Source organism: Clavibacter sp. MX14-G9D, assembly GCF_032917815.1.
GTDB lineage: Bacteria > Actinomycetota > Actinomycetes > Actinomycetales > Microbacteriaceae > Clavibacter > Clavibacter michiganensis_K.
Map to the genome: position 1 here is coordinate 35,856 of NZ_JAVCVL010000005.1, position 16,830 is coordinate 52,685.

A 16,830-nucleotide genomic window follows, 5' to 3' on the forward strand; every position below is an offset into this window, starting at 1 on the left:
GGGGCGGATGCGAGAGCATCTGGCCGAGGACCAAGGCTAAGCACGGGCACTGGGCGTTGCTTGTGAACCTGCTTACGACAACGCGGGATGCGCATCAGATGTTCCCGTCGGAGTCGAGCGCGTCGACGAGTGCCGTGAGGGCCGCGCGGACGACTCCGGCGCGGACCGCCTGACGGTCCCCGTCGAGGTGCAGCGCGACGGCGCGGGAGTCGCCGTCGATGGACAGGCCGACGAAGGCCGTGCCCGGCCGCTGCCCGTCCTGGGGATCCGGACCCGCGGCGCCGGTCGTGGAGACGCCGACGTCGGCGGGGCGTCCGTCGATGGCGCACGCCTGGCGGACGCCGCGCGCCATCTGACGGGCGACGTCGGGGTGCACCGCCCCGTGGACCGCGAGGATGGAGGACTCGACGCCGAGGATGGTGCGCTTGAGCGCCGTGTCGTAGGACACGATGCCGCCCGACAGGGCCCGCGAGGCGCCGGGGACCCCCACGAGGGCCGCCGTGAGGAGGCCGCCCGTGAGCGATTCGGCCACCGCGAGGCGGCGGCCGCTCGCGACGAGGGCGGCGATGACCCGCCCGGCGAGCTGCTCGTCGGTGGCGTCCGCCGACGTGTTCACGACGCCCGCTCCGCGCGCAGGGCCTGGCGCATGTAGTCGAGGCCGGAGAGGACGGTGAGCACCAGGGCGATGGACATGAGCACGGCGTTGACGACGTGCATGCCGTCCCCCATCACGTCCCACAGCGGGAGCAGCGCCACGCTGATGGCGACGGCCTGGGCGACGGTCTTCAGCTTGCCGCCCCGTGACGCCGCCACGACGCGGTCGCGGAGCACGGCGAAGCGGTATGCCGTGATGCCGAGCTCGCGCACGAGGATCACGATGGTCACCCACCAGGGGAGCTCGCCGAGCACGGAGAGCATCACGAGCGCGGCGCCCGTGAGCACCTTGTCGGCGATGGGGTCGAGCAGCTTCCCGAGGTCGGTGACCAGGTTGCGGCTCCGGGCGATGTGGCCGTCGATGCCGTCGGTCGCGATGGCGATCACGAACAGGGCGGCGGCCGCGTAGCGGAGCGGGCCGTCGGCGCCGTCGTCCGCCGCGAGCAGCACGACGAAGACGGGGGCCAGCAGGATCCGGGCGATGGTCAGGACGTTGGCGACGTTCCACGGGCTCGCGGGCGAGTCCCCCGCGCGCCAGACGCGGGGAGCGCCGGACGCGCCGGTCCGTGCTGCGTTCCCGTCGGCCATGGCGATCAGTCCCTGCCCGTCAGGCCCCAGGCGTCGTCGTCGCCCTCGGCCTCCACCTGCTCGTACGCGTCCAGGTCCTTGTGCAGCGGATCCGACGGATAGCGGTCCGCGTCGTCCCCGTCGTCGGCAGCACCGGTGGCGGATGCGGAGGCGGCCGGTGCCGAGGCGGGCGCCGGTGCCGGCGTCTCCCCGCGCAGCGTCGCGAGGACGCCGGGGAGCTGCTCGGCCGAGACGAGCACGTCGCGAGCCTTCGACCCCTCGGACGGGCCGACGATCTCCCGCGCCTCGAGGAGGTCCATGAGGCGGCCGGCCTTGGCGAAGCCCACGCGGAGCTTGCGCTGCAGCATCGACGTGGATCCGAACTGCGTGCTGACGACGAGCTCGGCGGCCGCGAGCAGCACCTCGAGGTCGTCGCCGATGTCCGCGTCGATCTCCTTGCGCTCGGCGGCGACCGCGACGTCCTGCCGGTACTCGGGGCGGGCCTGGCGGGTGACGTGCTCCACCACCTTGGCGATCTCCGCCTCCTGCACCCACGCGCCCTGCACGCGGACGGCCTTGTTGGCGCCCATGGGGAGGAACAGGCCGTCGCCCTGTCCGATGAGCTTGTCCGCGCCGGGCTGGTCGAGGATGACGCGGGAGTCGGTCATGCTCGACACCGCGAAGGCGAGGCGCGACGGGACGTTCGCCTTGATGAGGCCCGTGACGACGTCGACGGACGGGCGCTGCGTCGCGAGCACGAGGTGGATGCCGGCCGCGCGGGCGAGCTGCGTGATGCGGACGATCGAGTCCTCGACGTCGCGCGGCGCGACCATCATGAGGTCGGCCAGCTCGTCCACCACCACGAGGAGGTAGGGGTAGGGGCGGAGCGTCCGCTCGCTGCCCTCCGGGAGGACGATGCTGCCGCCCGTCACGGCCTTGTTGAAGTCGTCGATGTGGCGGAAGCCGAAGCTGGCGAGGTCGTCGTACCTCATGTCCATCTCCTTCACCACCCACTGCAGCGCCTCGGCCGCCTTCTTCGGGTTGGTGATGATGGGCGTGATGAGGTGCGGGACGCCGGCGTAGATGGTGAGCTCCACGCGCTTGGGGTCGATGAGCACCATGCGCACGTCGCTCGGCTTCGCGCGCATGAGGAGCGAGGTGATCATGGAGTTCACGAAGCTCGACTTGCCGGAGCCCGTGGATCCGGCGACCAGGAGGTGGGGCATCTTCGCGAGGTTGGCGATGACGTAGCCGCCCTCGACGTCCTTGCCGACGCCGATGGTCATCGGATGGGCGCTGTTCGTGGCGGCGGACGAGCGCAGCACGTCGCCCAGGGAGACGATCTCGCGATCGGTGTTCGGGATCTCCACGCCGATGGCGCTGCGTCCCGGGATGGGCGAGAGGATGCGGACCTCGTTCGAGGCGACGGCGTAGCTGATGTTCTTCGCGAGGGCCGTGACGCGCTCGACCTTGACCCCGGGGGCCAGCTCGAGCTCGTACCGGGTCACGGTGGGGCCGCGCGAGAAGCCCGTGACCGTCGCATCGACCTGGAAGTTGGTGAGGACCTCGGTGAGCGCGCGGACCACCTCGTCGTTGACGGAGGAGCGGGACTTGGCGGGCGTGCCCGGCGAGAGGGTGCTCGCGGCGGGCAGGCGGTACGGCGCCTGCGGGGCGTCCGACGCGCCCGTGACCGTGGCGGCCTCCGACCCGTCGTCCTCGAAGCCGGGGAGGACGGCGGGCTCGTCGTCGTCGCGGATGCCGGTGGGGTGCGCGGGGATGGTCGGGAGGATCGCCGTGGCCGCGGCGTCCACGACGGGGGCGTCGAGGTCGATCCGGCGGGTGGCGGCGTCGTCGCCCGCGAAGGCACCGGGCTCAGGGCGCGTCGAGTCCGGGTCCACCGTGCGGTCGATGACCGCGGTCGGAGCCTCGGCTGCCGGTCGGCGCGGCGGGCGCACCGGGTCGTCCTCGTCGTCGGATCCCGCGTGCGGCGCCAGGACCGGGCTGTCGAACGCCGGGGCGTCCTCGCGCTGGCTGCGGTTGCGACGCCACCACGGCAGGCTGTCGGTGTCCACGGGGCCGTCGTCGTCGACGCCGTCCAGCTCCACCTGCTGGGTCGCACCGGACCTGCGGGCGGCGCGCTCGGCCGCGCGCTGCTCCTCGTCGACCGGCGGGGCGCCGAACAGGTACGAGTAGAGCTCGCGCAGGCGGACGCCGACGCGGTTCGGCGGCGTGCGCGTGATGATGAAGAGGGAGAGCACCAGGAGGATCCCGGCGACGATGCCCGCGCCGATGGACGTGATGAGCAGCGCCAGGGGCGCCGCCAGCACCCAGCCGAGCACTCCCCCGGCGCGAGCGAGGGCGAGCATGCCGTCGCGCGGATCCGGAGCCCCGTTGAACAGGTGGCAGAGCGCGGCGATGGAGACGAGGAAGAGCGTCACGCCGACCCCGATGCGCCCGTTGTCGCTGACCGAGGAGGGGTGGCGGAACAGCCAGAGCGCCAGGAGGACCATGACGATGGGCAGCGCGAACGCCACCCGGCCGAAGAGCCCGCCGAACGTGTAGGCGTCGAACGCCATGGCCACGTCGTTGAGCGGGTTGAACCACTCGACGACGACCCCGGCGACAGCGAGCACCACGAGCAGGAAGGGGATGCCGTCGCGGCGCTCCTCCTTCGCGAGCTTCTCCGGTCCGAGGGCGCGGAACAGGGCGCCGGTGGCGTGGGCGAGCCCCATCCAGGCGGCGACGAGCGGCCCGCGGCGCTCCGGCTGCACGGGGTAGGCGACGGTCTGCTGCTTCGTCTCGGCGGCACGCCCCTTGCGCGGGGGCGTGGCACGCGGCGCGCCCGAGGAGGTCTTCCCGGCGCGGCTGGTCGACCTGGTGCTCGTAGCCATGCGTCCCACGTTATCCCGCACCGCCGTCCGCGACGGTCCGCCGGGCCGGACGGGACGCTCCCCGCCCGGCCGCGGCATCAGTACCGGATCGCGTCGATGACCGACACGCGGACGGCGACCAGCGCCGGCATCAGGCCCGCGATCGCGCCCACCGCGAGGGACGCGCCGAGGCCGAGCAGCGCCGCCGAGAGCGGGAACGGCGGGAACTCCGTGACGCCCGAGGCGACGAACGACAGGATCCACGGGTTCTTCACGATCGCGACGGCCGCCATGACGCCGACCACGCCCGCCGCCATCGTGGCGACGATGCTCTCCATCATCACCGCGAAGAAGACCCGGCCCGCGCTCGCGCCGAAGCTGCGGCGGACGCCGATCTCGCGGATCCGCTGCTTGACGGTCACCAGCGAGATGTTCACGAGCCCGAGCGCACCCAGCAGGAGCACGAGCCCCGCCACTCCCCCGACGAGGATCTTCAGCGACAGCAGCGGGTCGTAGTCGTAGGTCCCGTAGTCGTTCCGGTTCACGGACGCCTCCACGCCCTCGGGCGCGGAGGCCGCGACGTCGGACCGGATGGCCTCGGACAGGCCGTCGGCCTCGTCCTCCGGGACCCACAGCTCCATCTGCGGGCTCATGCCAGCCAGCGCGTCCGCGCCCATCATCCGCTCGGCGGTCGCGGACAGCACGTACATCGACGGCGGCTCCTGCTCGTACATGTCGGGGACGACGCCCACGACCACCGCCGTGCGCTCGCCCTGCTCGCCCCGCAGCACGACCGTGGGATGCGACGCGACGGCGGGCGAGCCCATGCCGGCCAGGAACGCGCGGTTGACGACGAGGGTCGGGGCGAGCAGGTCGGCGTCGCGGTCGCCGAACCACCGGCCGTCCACCACGTCGACGCGGCGCATCTGGCCGTAGTCGGGATCCACCACCGTGCCCTGCACCTCGGCGGTCCCGCCCGGGAGCTCGACCGACAGCGGCGCATAGCCGATCACGGTCGACCAGGTGATGCCGTAGCGGGCCGCGACGTCCGCGAGGAGCTCGCGCTGGTCGTCGTACGGCATCCCCTGCCCCGTCTCCGAGTACATGGACACGGAGAGCGAGGCCGGTCGCCCGGACTGCCGCTCGAACTGCTCCGTCTGCGCCTGCTGCACGACCGCGCCGAGCCCGACGACGGACGTGATCGCCGCCACCGCGACCGCGACGCCGATGAGGGAGAGGAGGACGCGCGTGCGGTGGATCCGCAGCTCCGCCCACGCCTCGACGACCGCGCCGACGAGGCCCGTGCCCGTCCGCGCCAGCCACCCGCTCACGCGACGGCCTCGCGGACGAGGACCTCGGACGGGGCGAGCACGCCGGCCTCCAGCCGGTGGTGCCGGTCGGCGCGCGCGGCGACCGTCGGGTCGTGCGTGATGGTGACGAGGGCCGCGCCGGACGCGTGCGCGACCTCGGCGAGCAGGGTCATCACGGTGGCGCCCGTCTCGATGTCGAGGGCGCCCGTGGGCTCGTCCGCGAGGATCAGCCGCGGCGACCGGACGAGCGCGCGGGCGATGGCCACGCGCTGCCGCTCGCCCCCGGAGAGGGTCTCGGGCATGGAGTCGATCCGGTGGCCGAGGCCCACGCGCTCCAGCATGTCGGCCGCGATGGACGCCCGACGCCAGAAGGTGCGGCCGGTGGAGTACAGCAGCGGCGTCATCACGTTCTCCCGCGCCGTGCGTCCCTGCAGCAGGTTGAACTGCTGGAAGATGAAGCCGATGTCGCCGCCGCGCGCCCGGTCGCGCCGGGAGCCGGAGACCCGGGCCATCGGCACGTCGTCGAGGAGCACCTCGCCCGTGGTCGGGGTGTCCAGCAGCCCGAGGATGTTGAGCAGGGTCGACTTGCCGGAACCGGAGCGCCCGACGATGGAGACGTGGTCGCCCACGGAGACGTCGAGGTCGACGCCGTGCAGGATCGTCAACGGCTCGTCGTCGGGGCGGAGGACCGTGCGGGTGACCTGCTCGAGCCGGATGAGGCTCATCCGCCGTACCCGCCCTGCATGGTCATCGGGTCGACCTCCGGTGCCGGGGCGCCGGGCACGAACTCGAGCACCATGTCGCCCTCGGAGAGCCCCGAGGTGATCTGCACGACCTTCCCGTCGCTGATGCCGAGGCCGACGGCGCGCTCCTCCGGCTCCCCGGTCTCCGACGGCAGCCAGACGTTGCCGGTGTCCGCGAGGCCCTCGACGGCGGTGGTCGGGAGCGTCAGCACGTCGGCCGCCTCGCCCGCGGGGATCGTGATCTCGGCCGCGAGCCCCGGGAAGACGCGGGCGTCCGAGGGGATGGCGCAGGACACGGTCGCGCCCGTGGAAGCCGGCTCCGCTCCCCCGGTCGACCCGGCGTCATCGCCGGACGGCGTGCCGCCCCCACCCGAGGACTGCTGGCCGATGCGGAGGTCCGAGCACTCGAACGGCGCGGGACCGGACGTGATGGCGACCTCCGCGGTCGTCGGCTGCGTGACGAGCCGGTACTGCTCCTCGGCGGTGAGCGGCGCGGTGGCGCGGAAGGTCGGCGGCGAGATGCGGCCGACGGCATCGCCCACGGACACCTCCTGGCCGACGAGGACGCCGAGCTCCGCGAGCGAGCCCGCGGTGGAGGCGGTGACGGTCTCCGTCACGACCTTCGGCTTCGACTGCGTGACCGTGCCGTCGGCGGCGACCACGGGGTCCACCGGTGTCTCCTGGCGGATGATGAGCACGGGATCACCCGCGGCGACGGTTGCACCCTGGCCGGCGACGAGCTTGGAGACCTTCCCCTGCAGGGTCGCCTTGACCGTCACGTCCGGGTCCGGCTGGATGCTGCCCTCCACCGTCACGTCGTTCACCACGGTCGCGAGGGTCGCCGGCACCTGCGACTCGACCACGGAGCCCGTGGGCACCTCGGCGACCTCCTCGGTCGCCGTCCCGAAGAACGCCATGCGCACGAGGGCCACCGCGATGGCGGCCAGCACGACGAGCCTCGTGATCGGGAGGATCCATCTCCGCCAGACGCCCACAGCCGCTCCTTCCCCGGCGGTCCCCAGCGGCCCGTCCGGTCGCCTCCGACGCTAGGGCCGGGGACCGGCGCGGCGGGTCGTCCGCGGGGATGAGATGCGCGTGCCGTCGGGGGGCCGCACGACGGAGGGGACGGGGTCTCCCCCGCCCCCTCCGGACGTCCTGTCAGCCGTGCCGTGACGGCACCGGGCTAGGCCTCGATGACCACCGGGATGATCATCGGCCGACGGCGGTGCGACGAGTTGACCCAGCGGCCGACCGTGCGGCGCACGACCTGGGAGTAGGCGTGGGTGTCGCGCGTGCCGTTCGCGGCGGCCTCCGCGAGGGCCCGGACGACCAGCGGCTTGACGCTGTCGAAGACCTTCGAGTCCTCGGCGAAGCCACGGGCCTCGATCTCCGGGCCCACGATGACCTTGCCGGTCTGCGGCTCGACGACGGCGAAGATCGTGACGAAGCCCTCCTCGGAGAGGATGCGGCGGTCCTTGAGGTCGGCGTCGGTGATCTCGCCGACCGTGGAGCCGTCGACGTAGACGTAGCCGATGTCGAGCTGACCCGTGACGCGCACGTGGCCGTCCTTCATGTCGAGCACCGTGCCGTCCTCCGCGAGGAACGTGTTGCGCTCCGGCACGCCCGTCTGGATCGCCAGCTGCTGGTTCGCGACGAGGTGACGGTACTCGCCGTGGACGGGAAGGACGTTGCGGGGCTTCAGGATGTTGTAGCAGTAGAGCAGCTCGCCCGCGGCCGCGTGGCCCGAGACGTGGACCTTGGCGTTGGCCTTGTGCACGACGTTGGCGCCGAGCTTCGTGAGCCCGTTGATGATGCGGTACACGGCGTTCTCGTTGCCGGGGATGAGGCTCGACGCGAGGATGACGGTGTCGTCCTGGCCGATCTCGATCTGGTGCTCCGAGTTCACCATGCGGCTGAGCACGGCCATCGGCTCGCCCTGGGACCCCGTGCTCATGTACACGATCTCGTCGTCCCGCAGGTTGACGGCCTTCTTGGAGTCGATGAGGACCCCGTCCGGCACCTTCAGGTAGCCGAGGTCGGCCGCGATGGTCATGTTGCGGATCATCGACCGGCCGATGAAGGCGACGCGGCGCCCGTTCGCGGCGGCCGCGTCCAGCACCTGCTGCACGCGGTGGACGTGGCTGGAGAAGCTCGCGACGATGACGCGGCGCGGCGCCTTCGAGATGACGGCCTCGAGCACCGGGCCGATGGAGCGCTCCGTGGGCGTGAACCCGGGCACGTCGGCGTTCGTGGAGTCCGACATGAACAGGTCGATGCCGGCCTCGCCGAGCCGGGCGAACGCGCGGAGGTCCGTGATGCGGTCGTCGAGCGGCAGCTGGTCCATCTTGAAGTCGCCGGTGTGCAGGACGCTGCCGGCCTCCGTCTTGATGGCGACCGCCAGCGCGTCCGGGATGGAGTGGTTGACGGCCACGAACTCGAGCTCGAACGGCCCGAGGCGCTCGCGGTCGCCCTCCTTCACCTGGAACGTGTACGGCTTGATCCGGTGCTCCTTGAGCTTCGCCTCGATGAGGGCGAGCGTGAGGCCGGAGCCGATCAGCGGGATGTCCTGCTTCAGCTTGAGGAGGTACGGCACGGCGCCGATGTGGTCCTCGTGGCCGTGCGTGAGGACGATGCCGACGACGTCGTCCAGGCGGTCCGCGATGGAGCTGAAGTCGGGGAGGATCAGGTCGACGCCGGGCTGGTGCTCCTCGGGGAAGAGCACGCCGCAGTCGACGACGAGGACCTTGCCGTCGATCTCGAACGTGGTCATGTTGCGCCCGATCTCGCCCAGGCCGCCGATGGGCGTGATGCGCAGGATGCCGGGCTTGAGAGCGGGAGGATCGTAGATGGTCCGGGGCATGGGGCTCCTAGGTGACGGTGCGGCCCGGGGGCCGGCTGCGGGGAGATGCGGGCGCGCGTCAGCGCGTGGTGCCGGCGACCTGGGGCAGGGCTCCGCCGGCGGCCGCGTTGCGATCGGGGCGGAAGTTGCGGAAGTCGACGCCGGGGACGTCGCGGACGAGGTCGATCTCGTCCTCGATCTGGGCGGCCTCCCACTCCTCCGGCCCGACGAGGGGCAGGCGGACGCGGGGGCTGCCGATGCGGCCGAGGCCGTGGAGGATGTACTTCGCCGCGACCGTGCCGGGCACGTGGGTCATGACCGCGCGGACGAGCGGCTCGAGCTGCTGGTGGGCGTGCGTGGCGGCGCGCAGGTCGCCCGCGTTCACGGCGTCGACCATGGTGCGGTACGGCGTGGCCGTGATGTTCGCCGTGACGCCGATGAGCCCGGTGCCGCCGATGGCGAGCGTGGGGAGCGCGTTCGCGTCGTCGCCCGCGAAGTACATGAGGCCGGTCTGGTTGAGCACGCGGCTCGCCTGCGCGAGGTCGCCCTTGGCGTCCTTCACCGCGAGGATGTTCGGGTGCTTCGCCGCCCGCAGGATGGTCTCGTACTGGATGGGGATGCCGGTGCGGCCGGGGATGTCGTAGAGGATGACGGGCAGGTCCGTGGCGTCCGCGATCATCCGGAAGTGCGTGAGCACGCCCGCCTGCGTGGGCTTGTTGTAGTACGGCGTGACGATCATGTTGCCGTCGGCGCCGGCCTTCTCGCTCTGGCGGGCGAGCTGCATGGCGTGCGCGGTCTCGTTGGAGCCGCCGCCCGTGATGATCTTGGCGCGGCCCGCGCTCACCGACCGGCCCACCTCGACGAGCTTGATCTTCTCCGGGTCGGTCAGCGTGCTGGTCTCGCCCGTGGTGCCCGTGACGACGATGCCGTCCGCGCCCGCGACGATGACGTCGTCCATGTGCTTCTCGACGGCCGCCCAGTCCACCTCGCCGTCGGCCGTGAACGGGGTGACGAGCGCCACCAGGACCTGGCCGAAGGGGTTCTCTGAGGACACGGCTCCCATCGTAACGCTCGGACCGCGCGCGGACGGGAGCGGGATCCGCGCCCCGTCGCCCCCGACGGGCCCGACCCGCCCCCGGACGGGGGATGCCGGAACGGCCCGCACGGGAGCATCCTGCGCGTGAGGACGACGGAGTCCTCGAGAAGGCGGTGGACCATGACCCTCACGGCACGGAGCAGGCGCACGCCCGCTCTGGCCCTCACCCTGGCGCTCGTCACCGGGGTCTCGCTCGTCGGCGCATCGCCGGCCATCGCCGCGCCCGGTGCGCCGCCGTCCCGCGTCGCGGCGGACGCGGTCGCCGCGCTCCCCGCCCCCGTCGTGAACATCGGCGGGGAGGTCACGGACATCCCCGAGATCGAGGTCTACGTCGGGCTCGACCTCGGGGAGCTCGTGGTCGACGAGCCCCGCTTCGAGTACCGGCTGGACGGCCAGGGCCCCTGGACGACCGCCCACACGGGCCCGCTCGACTCCGCCGTGATCCGCATCCCGGCCCCGGCCGGACCGCACGTCATCTCCTTCCGGGCCGCCGGCGTGATCGACGGCGTCCCCGTCATCGGCGCCGCGTCCGCGCCCGTGGACGTCCGCTCGCTGGGGTACCCCACGCGGTACGACCCGGTCATCACGGTCGACGGGCCCCGGATCACCCTCGCCTGGGACGTGCGCGGGTACCTCGCCGGCTGGCCGGAGGAGCGTTCGGTCGTCTACGCGTTCGGCGACGACCCGTACACCTTCGCCGACGCCGTGGGAGCGACCACCGTCGACGTCGGCTACGACCGCACGGTCCGCTTCGTGTTCTGGCACGGGCCCAACGTCGACGTGGCCCGGTACGTGTACCTGGATCTCGCCACCGGCAGCGCGCCCGGGACGCCGTCGTTCACCTCCGCGCCGACCCCGACCGTCGTCGGCCGGGCGGTCGCGGGGAGCACGCTGTCCGTCCGGACCGGCACGTGGCGTCCCGGCCCGGTCGCGCTCGCCTACCAGTGGTACCGCGACGGCCAGCGGATCTCCGGCGCCTCGGGACCGACCTACGAGGTCGACGCGCGCTTCGACGGCGGCAAGCGCATCACCGTCGGCGTCCGGGGCAGCGCACCGGGCCGCGCCTCTCTCGAGCGCGTCTCGGCCCCAACGCCGCGTGTCGCGATGCCCGTCATCTCCCCGGGCGTGCCGGCGATCGGCGGGCTCCCGCTCGTCGGACGGCAGCTCACCGTGCGGACCGGGTTCTGGCGCCCGGCGCCCACCTGGCTGACCTACCAGTGGCTGCGCGACGGGGTGGTCATCCCGGGCGCCGAGGCACCCGCGTACACGCCCGTCGCCGCCGACCGCGGGCGGCTCCTCGCGGTGCGGGTGACGGGAGAGCGGTACCCCTACCCCACCGTCTCGCGGACCAGCGTCGCGGTGCGCGTGGGGTGACGGCGCGCACGGCCGCGTCGCGCGCTACGGCGCGACGCGGCCGTTCTTCTGGAAGGCCGAGTGGGTGAGGGGCATGAGCCGCTCGAACTCGGTCTCCATGCGCTCCGCGCACATCTCGATCTCCCGCTGCGGGAAGCTCGGGAACGTCGAGTCCTCGTGCTTGGTGCGCAGGGACAGGAAGTTCATGAGGGCGCGGGCGTTCAGGGTGACGTACATCGACGAGTAGATGTTGAGCGGGAGCACGATGCGGGCCACCTCGCGGGCGACGCCCTGCTCGAGCATGCGCTGGTAGGAGGCGTAGGCCTCGGCGGACGTGCGCCGGGTCTCCTCCTGCACGAGCGCGGTCTGCTCCGGGCTCCCGGCGTGGAACTCGTACGCGCCGGGCTTGCCGACCTGCACGAGGTTGCGCTCCGGGCCCGGGACGTAGAAGACGGCGTCGAGCTCCTTGTAGCGGCCCGACTCCTCGTTGTAGGACGCCATGCGGTGGCGCATGAACTCGCGGAACACGAAGATCGGCGCCTGGACGTAGAAGGTCATCGAGTTGTGCTCGAAGGGCGATCCGTGACGGTCGCGCATGAGGTAGTTGATGAGGCCGCGGTCGCGCTTCACCCGCTTCTCCTCCGCCTCCGTGTCGACGTCGCCCTCCAGGGCGCGGTCCTGCGCGTCGGGCTCGTCGAGGGCGCGCTCGAGGGTCTTCTCGCCGGCGGTGGAGACGCGGGCGGCGAAGATCACGTCGGAGTCGTGGGCGCTCGAGCGGACGAGCTCCACGGTCATGTCGGATCGGAAGGCGATGTCGTCGTGGGGCACGACGTCACTGTACGCGACCGTCCGACGCCGGGAGCCCGGCGGGCCCGGCGCTCCGCGGCCGTTCCCCGGCGTCCTCGCGGGGCCGCGTCCTAGGCTGATGGGCACCGACGAAGGGCTCGACCATGTCCGACAGCACCGCATCCCCCGCACCGCTCACCGTCCTCATCTCCGGCGCCGGCGGCACGATCGGCACCGAGCTGCAGGCGCAGCTGGAGTCGGCCGGCCACCGGGTGCAGCGGCTCGTGCGCCACCCGGCGTCGTCACCCGACGAGCACGAGTGGGAGCCGTCCGCGGGACGGCTGGATCCCGCGGTGCTCGACGGGGTCGACGCCGTGGTGAACCTGTCGGGAGCCTCCATCAGCCGGCTCCCGTGGACGAAGCCGTACCAGGAGGAGATCCGGTCGTCGCGCGTGACGGCCACGCGGACCATCGTCGGAGCGCTCGCCACCGCGGCGCACCCGCCCCGGGTGCTGCTCAACGGATCCGCGGTCGGCTTCTACGGCGACCGGCCGGCCGAGCGCCTCACCGAGGACTCCCCGCGCGGGACGGGCTTCCTCGCCGAGGTCGTGGAGGCGTGGGAGGCCGAGGCGTTCCAGGCCTCCGCCGACGTCCGCGTGGCGACGCTCCGCACCGGGCTGGTGCTCGCCGAGGCCGGGGCCCTCGCACCGCTGCGCCTCCTCACGAACCTCGGCCTGGCCGGGCGCCTCGGCACGGGCGGGCAGGTGTGGCCGTGGATCTCGCTCCGCGACGAGGCCGCCGCCATCGTCCACCTCCTGACCTCGTCCGTCTCCGGACCCGTGAACCTCACCGGCCCCGAGCCCGTCATGGCCGATCGGCTCATGCGGCACCTGGCGAAGCGCATGCACCGGCCCTACCTGATCCCCGCGCCGGAGTTCCTCATCCGGCTCGCGCTGCAGGACGCCGGTCAGGAGCTTCTGCTGTCCAGCCAGCCCGCGCGACCCGGGAAGCTGCTCGCGGACGGGTTCGCCTTCCGCGACCCCACGGTGGAGCTCGCCATCGACCGCCTGCTCGCGAAGGGGTAGCGGCCCGCATTGCGGCGACGATGCCATCGGCGCGGGGGCGGGGCGGTCCACCCTTCGTGCGTCGTGGCGGCGATGCCGGCGCGGGCGGCGCTCAGGCGGCGGGCTCGGCGCCGTGCAGCGCGATCGCCTGACGGATGGCTCCGCGGGCGCGGCGGCGGTCGCCGCTCGCGTCGTAGGCGAGGCCGAGCCGGAACCAGGCGCGCCAGCTGTCGGGATCCTGCTCCACCTCGGCCTGGTACCGGGGGAACGTGGCGTCCGCCGCCTCGCGGATCGGCCGCCCGCTCGCGCGCGTCGGGAGGTCGTCCTCGGGCAGGCCGCCCTCCTCGTCGAGGATCCGCACGAGGCGCGCGCTGCGCGTGCCGAACAGGAGCTCCCGGACGAGCGCCCAGACGCCGAGCACCGGGAGGATGACGAGGCCGAGGCCCAGCGCGACGCCCACGGGCTCGCCGGAGATCACGAGCAGCACGGCGCGCTGGCCGAGCACCGCCAGGTACAGCACCATGAGCACGGCCATGAGGCCCACGCCGATGCGGGTGCCCATCAGGCGCTCGTGACGGTGGCGGCCTGACCGCTCGGACCCCCGTCGTCCACGGGGCCCGCGGACGCTGCGGCCGAGGCCTGCTGGGACGCGCGCTCGCGCGATCCGTCGAGGTCGATGAGCCGGTCGAGCCCGACCACGACGCCCCGCGCCGTGCGGGTCTCGCGGAGCGCGAGCAGGATGCCCGCCTCGTAGGCGCTCGGCGCCAGGGTGTCGTGGCTGATGGTGAGGACCTCGCCGTTGCCGCCGAAGACGACGTCCTGCTTGGCGACGACGCCCTGCATCCGCAGGCTGTGCACGGGGATGCTCGCGACCTGCTGGCCCCGCGCGCGCTGGTCGGTGTGCGGCGCCTGCACGGGCCCCCGCGTTCCGCGCGCCTGCGACATGAGCTCGGCGGTGCGGACCGCGGTGCCCGAGGGAGAGTCGATCTTGGAGGCGCCGTGCGCCTCGACGATCTCGATGGAGTCGTAGAACCGGGCGGCCATCTGCGCGAACGAGGTCGCGAGGACGCTGCCGACGGAGAAGTTCGGGATGATGACGACGCCGACGGCGAGGTTGCCCGTGATCCGCCGCTCCAGGGCCTGGATGCGCTCGCCCGTCCAGCCGCTCGTGCCGACGAGGACGTTCATGCCGTGCGCGACCGCGTACTCGACGACGCCCTGGCTGACCGCCGGGAGCGTGACGTCGACGGCGATGTCGGCGCCGAGCATGTCCGACAGCTCGTCCTTGGAGTCGAGGCTCGCGACGAGCTCGAACTCCGTGCTCGCCTCGACGATCTGGGAGATCAGCTGGCCCATGCGGCCCGTAGCGCCGACGACGGCGACCGTGGTTGTCATCCGCCCAGCGTACCGGCGCGTCTCCGGGCGGTGCGGGTCGGCCCGGCGCTCCGCGGCGCTAGTACGGCTGCTGCTCGGGGAGCCCGGTGCGCAGCTCGACGGGCAGGTGGCCGAGGTCGTTGTGCACGACGAGCACCGGCGGCTTCGCCGAGCGCACGCGGATGATGGTGAGTCCGCAGTTGGCCTGGTTGATGCCCATCCACCGCCAGTCGGGGGCGTCGAAGACGTGCCGCACGAACCAGGCGATGACGAAGTTGTGGGTGATGAGCAGGTCGTGGCGGTCGCCGCGCGCGGGTGCGAGGAACTCGCTCACCGCATCGGCCATCTGCGCGCTGCCCGCGTCGATCTCCTCCTCGGTGATGCCGCCGAAGAACGACTCGAACGCGTGCGGCATGTCCGGCACCGGACCCGACGGGATGCAGTCGAACAGCAGCGAGGACGGCTCGGGCTCGATCGCCGGCATGCGCTCCGCCATGATGGCGGCCGTCTCCTCGGCGCGCGCGAGCGGCGAGTGGCGGACGGAGGTGAACGGGACCCCGCTCAGCCGGTCGGCGATGCAGTGCGCCTGGCGCTTGCCGCGGCCCGAGAGCGGGCCGTCGGGGAGGCCGTGCTCGGCATCCTGCTGCTCGCCGTGGCGGACGAGGTAGATGTAGTGGGACACGGTTCCTCCTACGGGAGCGAGGTGGTCTCGAGCAGCGGCGCGAACGCGTCGGCGCCGACGGTGCCCACAGCGGCGATCGAGAGCGGACGGGACACGAGGTCAGCGGCGAGGGCGCGGACGTCCTCCGCGGTGACCCGGGACAGGCGGACGAGGGTCTCGTCGAGGTCGACGTACTCGCCCGTGGTGATCTCGGAGCGGCCGAGGCGCGACATGCGCGTGTCCGAGTCCTCGAGGGCGAGGGCCGACTGGCCGGAGAGCTGGCCGAACGCGCGGGACAGCTCCTCCTCGGTGACGTGCTCCTCGGCGAGCTTCCGGAACTCGTCGAGCATGAGGCGGGAGACCTGCGCCGTCTTGGCCGCCGTGCATCCGGCGTAGAGGCCGAAGACGCCCGCGTCGGAGTAGGAGGCGCCGAACGAGTAGACGGAGTACGCGAGGCCGCGCTTCTCCCGCACCTCCTGGAACAGGCGCGACGACATCCCGCCGCCGAGCACCGAGTTGAGCATGGCGAGGGCCGGACGCCGGTCGTCGGAGGCGGCGAGGCCGGGGACGCCGAGCAGGATGTTGGTCTGCTCGATGGGGCGGTCGACGACGACCAGCTCGCTGCCGCGCGTGATGACCCCTGCGGCGCCCGTGCGCCGGGCGACGGGAGCCGCCGGGACGCCGAGGTCCCAGCCGGCGCGCTCGAGGCCCGCGGTGACGCGGGAGACGAGGGCGTCGTGGTCCACTGCTCCGGCTGCCGTGATGACGAGGTCCTGCGGGCGGTAGTTGCGGCGGTAGTGGGCGACGACGGCGTCGCGCTCGGCGGCCTCGATGTCGGCCGGGCTGCCGCCGATGGGACGGCCCAGCGGATGCTCGCCCAACACGGCCTCGAAGAAGCGCTCGCTCGTGACGTCGCCCGGGTCGTCGTCCGCCATGGCGAGCTCCTCCAGGATGACGCCGCGCTCGGTCTCGAACTCCTCGGCGTCGATGAGGCTGGAGGTGACCATGTCGGCCAGCACGTCCACGGCCATGCCGAGGTCGCGGTCCTGCACCTTCGCGTAGTAGCAGGTGTACTCCTTGGCCGTGACGGCGTTGTGCTCGCCGCCGACCGCGTCGAAGGACACCGCGATGTCGAGGGCCGTGCGCGACGGCGTGCCCTTGAAGAGCAGGTGCTCGAGGAAGTGGGTGGATCCGAGGTCGCCCGGCTGCTCGTCGCGGGAGCCGACCGCGACCCACATGCCGATCGTGGCGCTGCGGCTGCCGGGCACGTCCTCGCTGAGGATGCGCACGCCGGACGGGAGGACCGAGCGTCGGACGCGGGCACCGCCCGCCGACTGCACGGTGAGCTCGGGGAGGTCGAGGGGGAGTTCTACGGCGCGGGACATCAGCGTCACCCTACGCCACGGGCCTGGTGCGCGATCGGGGTCGCCGCGCGGTGCGCGGGCACGAGCCGGTCAGCATCCCGGTCCGGCGTGGTGGGTCCCGCACGGCCCGGGCACCAGGACCGTGGACC

15 protein-coding genes are annotated in these 16,830 nt (G+C 72.9%); 2 read left to right on the top strand and 13 right to left on the bottom strand.

Going from position 1 to position 16,830, the window contains the following annotated elements; translation table 11 throughout:
- Window positions 1–94: 94 nt before the first annotated feature.
- The 8 genes from Q6969_RS01340 to dapA all read right to left on the bottom strand — a co-directional run bounded on the left by Q6969_RS01340 (window position 95) and on the right by dapA (window position 10,046).
- Window positions 95–616: a CinA family protein gene (locus Q6969_RS01340; RefSeq protein WP_317228836.1), complete on the bottom strand. Its 522-nt coding sequence runs from the start codon at window positions 614–616 to the stop codon at window positions 95–97.
- Window positions 613–1,242 (bottom strand): CDP-diacylglycerol--glycerol-3-phosphate 3-phosphatidyltransferase, encoded by a 630-nt coding sequence (gene pgsA, locus Q6969_RS01345; protein WP_317228837.1) that lies wholly within the window; start codon window positions 1,240–1,242, stop codon window positions 613–615. The genes Q6969_RS01340 and pgsA overlap by 4 nt, the downstream gene beginning before the upstream one ends.
- Window positions 1,243–1,247: 5 nt before the next feature.
- Window positions 1,248–4,112 (bottom strand): DNA translocase FtsK, encoded by a 2,865-nt coding sequence (locus Q6969_RS01350; protein ID WP_317228838.1) that lies wholly within the window; start codon window positions 4,110–4,112, stop codon window positions 1,248–1,250.
- Window positions 4,113–4,189: 77 nt separating this feature from the next.
- Entirely contained in the window at window positions 4,190–5,422 is a 1,233-nt protein-coding gene (locus Q6969_RS01355) for an ABC transporter permease (protein WP_317228839.1), read from the bottom strand.
- Window positions 5,419–6,126 carry an ABC transporter ATP-binding protein gene (locus Q6969_RS01360; protein ID WP_317228840.1) on the bottom strand — a complete coding sequence of 236 codons (708 nt, stop codon included), beginning with the start codon at window positions 6,124–6,126 and terminating at the stop codon, window positions 5,419–5,421. The genes Q6969_RS01355 and Q6969_RS01360 overlap by 4 nt, the downstream gene beginning before the upstream one ends.
- The gene (locus Q6969_RS01365) at window positions 6,123–7,139 is read right to left on the bottom strand and encodes a hypothetical protein (RefSeq protein WP_317228841.1); all 1,017 of its coding nucleotides are present in this window, start codon (window positions 7,137–7,139) and stop codon (window positions 6,123–6,125) included. Before Q6969_RS01365 ends, Q6969_RS01360 begins: the two co-directional genes overlap by 4 nt.
- A 188-nt stretch (window positions 7,140–7,327) precedes the next feature.
- Window positions 7,328–9,004: a ribonuclease J gene (locus tag Q6969_RS01370; RefSeq protein WP_317228842.1), complete on the bottom strand. Its 1,677-nt coding sequence runs from the start codon at window positions 9,002–9,004 to the stop codon at window positions 7,328–7,330.
- A gap of 58 nt (window positions 9,005–9,062) precedes the next feature.
- Window positions 9,063–10,046 (bottom strand): 4-hydroxy-tetrahydrodipicolinate synthase, encoded by a 984-nt coding sequence (gene dapA, locus Q6969_RS01375; RefSeq protein WP_104289759.1) that lies wholly within the window; start codon window positions 10,044–10,046, stop codon window positions 9,063–9,065.
- A gap of 153 nt (window positions 10,047–10,199) precedes the next feature.
- Between dapA and Q6969_RS01380 the strand changes: the two genes are divergently transcribed.
- Entirely contained in the window at window positions 10,200–11,453 is a 1,254-nt protein-coding gene (locus tag Q6969_RS01380) for a hypothetical protein (protein WP_317228843.1), read from the top strand.
- A 24-nt stretch (window positions 11,454–11,477) separates the two neighbouring features.
- On the opposite strand, the gene thyX is transcribed toward Q6969_RS01380, so the two are convergent.
- Entirely contained in the window at window positions 11,478–12,227 is a 750-nt protein-coding gene (gene thyX, locus Q6969_RS01385) for an FAD-dependent thymidylate synthase (RefSeq protein ID WP_317228850.1), read from the bottom strand.
- 155 nt (window positions 12,228–12,382) lie between these two features.
- Here thyX and Q6969_RS01390 point away from each other — a divergent pair, with 155 nt between their 5' ends.
- Complete coding sequence (locus Q6969_RS01390; protein ID WP_317228844.1) at window positions 12,383–13,303, top strand: TIGR01777 family oxidoreductase; 921 nt, start codon at window positions 12,383–12,385, stop codon at window positions 13,301–13,303.
- 91 nt (window positions 13,304–13,394) lie between these two features.
- Here the strand turns inward: Q6969_RS01390 and Q6969_RS01395 are convergent, their stop codons facing one another.
- From Q6969_RS01395 to Q6969_RS01410, 4 genes are read right to left on the bottom strand one after another with little or no spacing between them, the layout of a single operon-like run.
- Entirely contained in the window at window positions 13,395–13,844 is a 450-nt protein-coding gene (locus Q6969_RS01395; protein ID WP_317228845.1) for a hypothetical protein, read from the bottom strand.
- On the bottom strand, window positions 13,844–14,677 hold the full coding sequence (dapB, locus tag Q6969_RS01400; protein WP_317228846.1) for a 4-hydroxy-tetrahydrodipicolinate reductase: 834 nt from the start codon (window positions 14,675–14,677) through the stop codon (window positions 13,844–13,846). The genes Q6969_RS01395 and dapB overlap by 1 nt, the downstream gene beginning before the upstream one ends.
- A 58-nt stretch (window positions 14,678–14,735) precedes the next feature.
- On the bottom strand, window positions 14,736–15,338 hold the full coding sequence (locus Q6969_RS01405; RefSeq protein WP_104289755.1) for a histidine phosphatase family protein: 603 nt from the start codon (window positions 15,336–15,338) through the stop codon (window positions 14,736–14,738).
- Between the two features lie 8 nt (window positions 15,339–15,346).
- Window positions 15,347–16,702: a pitrilysin family protein gene (locus Q6969_RS01410; protein WP_317228847.1), complete on the bottom strand. Its 1,356-nt coding sequence runs from the start codon at window positions 16,700–16,702 to the stop codon at window positions 15,347–15,349.
- Between the last annotated feature and the right edge of the window lie 128 nt (window positions 16,703–16,830).

Coding starts and splice junctions, on each gene's coding strand:
- Q6969_RS01350 (WP_317228838.1), bottom strand. CDS start 4,112: ATGGCTACGAGCACCAGGTCGACCAGCCGCGCCGGGAAGACCTCCTCG.
- Q6969_RS01395 (WP_317228845.1), bottom strand. CDS start 13,844: ATGGGCACCCGCATCGGCGTGGGCCTCATGGCCGTGCTCATGGTGCTG.
- Q6969_RS01370 (WP_317228842.1), bottom strand. CDS start 9,004: ATGCCCCGGACCATCTACGATCCTCCCGCTCTCAAGCCCGGCATCCTG.
- thyX (WP_317228850.1), bottom strand. CDS start 12,227: ATGACCGTGGAGCTCGTCCGCTCGAGCGCCCACGACTCCGACGTGATC.
- Q6969_RS01360 (WP_317228840.1), bottom strand. CDS start 6,126: ATGAGCCTCATCCGGCTCGAGCAGGTCACCCGCACGGTCCTCCGCCCC.
- Q6969_RS01390 (WP_317228844.1), top strand. CDS start 12,383: ATGTCCGACAGCACCGCATCCCCCGCACCGCTCACCGTCCTCATCTCC.
- dapA (WP_104289759.1), bottom strand. CDS start 10,046: ATGGGAGCCGTGTCCTCAGAGAACCCCTTCGGCCAGGTCCTGGTGGCG.
- Q6969_RS01410 (WP_317228847.1), bottom strand. CDS start 16,702: ATGTCCCGCGCCGTAGAACTCCCCCTCGACCTCCCCGAGCTCACCGTG.
- Q6969_RS01380 (WP_317228843.1), top strand. CDS start 10,200: ATGACCCTCACGGCACGGAGCAGGCGCACGCCCGCTCTGGCCCTCACC.
- dapB (WP_317228846.1), bottom strand. CDS start 14,677: ATGACAACCACGGTCGCCGTCGTCGGCGCTACGGGCCGCATGGGCCAG.
- pgsA (WP_317228837.1), bottom strand. CDS start 1,242: ATGGCCGACGGGAACGCAGCACGGACCGGCGCGTCCGGCGCTCCCCGC.